General features: G+C 67.2%; 2 protein-coding genes and 1 pseudogene. All 3 read left to right on the top strand.

Annotated elements, in window-relative coordinates; genetic code table 11:
* Window positions 1-11 precede the first annotated feature (11 nt).
* Window positions 12-398 (top strand): annotated as a pseudogene (locus IF83_RS35605) (LamG-like jellyroll fold domain-containing protein); the annotation flags it as partial.
* A gap of 97 nt (window positions 399-495) precedes the next feature.
* A complete protein-coding gene (locus IF83_RS0129470; protein WP_030549450.1) occupies window positions 496-945 on the top strand; it encodes a LamG domain-containing protein in 450 nt (149 codons plus the stop codon).
* 97 nt (window positions 946-1,042) lie between these two features.
* Window positions 1,043-1,330, top strand: a 288-nt coding sequence (locus IF83_RS30890) for a hypothetical protein (RefSeq protein ID WP_037682093.1), incomplete at its 3' end; no start/stop codon positions are given.

Below are 1,330 nucleotides of genomic sequence, written 5' to 3'. Positions count from 1 at the left end.
TGTCGGCGTGGGTGAAGCTGGACGACAAGGACGGGAACTACACGTTCGTGTCGCAGGCCGGCGATCGCGCCAGCGGTTTCCAGCTGTACTACTCGAAGTACTACGACAAGTGGGTGTTCAACCGCCATGTGAAGGACACCGACGACACGACGATCGCGCGTTCGCTGGGCACCGGTGCGGTCGAGACCGGCGTATGGACGCATCTGGCCGGGGTGTACGACGCGTCGGCGAAGACGGTGCAGCTGTTCGTGAACGGCAAGGCGCAGCCGGCCGCCGAGTTCACCACTCCGTGGCGGGCCTCGGAGGCTCTGCAGCTGGGGCGGCTGCGGTGGCGCGGTGTCTGGCAGGAGCACGCGGCCGCGAGCCTCGACGAGGTGCGGGTGGTGCAGTCGCCGATGACGCAGGCCGACGCGGCGGCCGTGGCGAGTGCTCAGCTCCCGGCCCATCTCCAGGAGTTGGCGTCGTTCCCGCTGGACGAGAGTGCGGGGGAGACCCATGCCCGTGTCGGCGTGGGTGAAGCTGGACGACAAGGACGGGAACTACACGTTCGTGTCGCAGGCCGGCGATCGCGCCAGCGGTTTCCAGCTGTACTACTCGAAGTCCTTCGACAAATGGGTGTTCAACCGCCACGTGAAGGACACCGACGACACGACGATCATCCGCTCGACCAGTTCCGATACAGCGCGGGCCGGGGTGTGGACGCATCTGGCCGGGGTGTACGACGCGTCGGCGAAGACGGTCCAGCTGTTCGTGAACGGCAAGCCGCAGACGGCCGCCGAGTTCACGACCCCGTGGCGGGCCAACAGCGCACTCCAGATCGGCCGGCTCTTCTACAAGGGCTCCTTCCGGGAGAACGTCCCCGGAACCATGGACAACGTCCAGGTCTGGGACCGTGCCGTGGGCATCGACCAGATCTTCAACGACGGGATCCAGTTCCGGAAGTAGCCGTCCGGGGATCACTTCTCTCTCGGCGGCCCGGCCCTGGCAGGTCCTGCTCGGGCCGGGCCGCTGTTCTTGCGAGCACCGGAGCCCTGTCTCCTGCGTGCTCACGCTCATGACGAGGATGAAAATGAAATATCGGGGTGTATTGGCGCTGCCGTTGATGGTGCTGACAGCGTTGTCGGTGACCATCGGGACAGCCGGCACGAGCCGCGCGGCCGAGACGGCACCTGATCCGCGGGCATCCGCGGTCAAGAGAGCCGCCCTCACCGAGAAGGCCGCCTTCGGCCTGGACGAGGGTGCGGGTTCGCGTCGTGTGCTGGGCGGTGAGGCGGAGGAGTTCGCGGCCGCGGTGGCCGGTGGGGCTCAGTTCGGGGCGGTCGGCAGGAAG

It is taken from the genome of Streptomyces albus subsp. albus (assembly GCF_000719865.1).
GTDB classification, from domain to species: Bacteria; Actinomycetota; Actinomycetes; order Streptomycetales; family Streptomycetaceae; genus Streptomyces; species Streptomyces albus_E.
The sequence above is the reverse complement of the archived record's forward strand: the minus strand, read 5'-3'. Positions and strand labels throughout refer to the sequence as shown.

What these genes read in the sequence shown, in the direction of transcription:
- IF83_RS0129470 (WP_030549450.1), top strand. Translation starts at nt 496, where the DNA reads ATGCCCGTGTCGGCGTGGGTGAAGCTGGACGACAAGGACGGGAACTAC.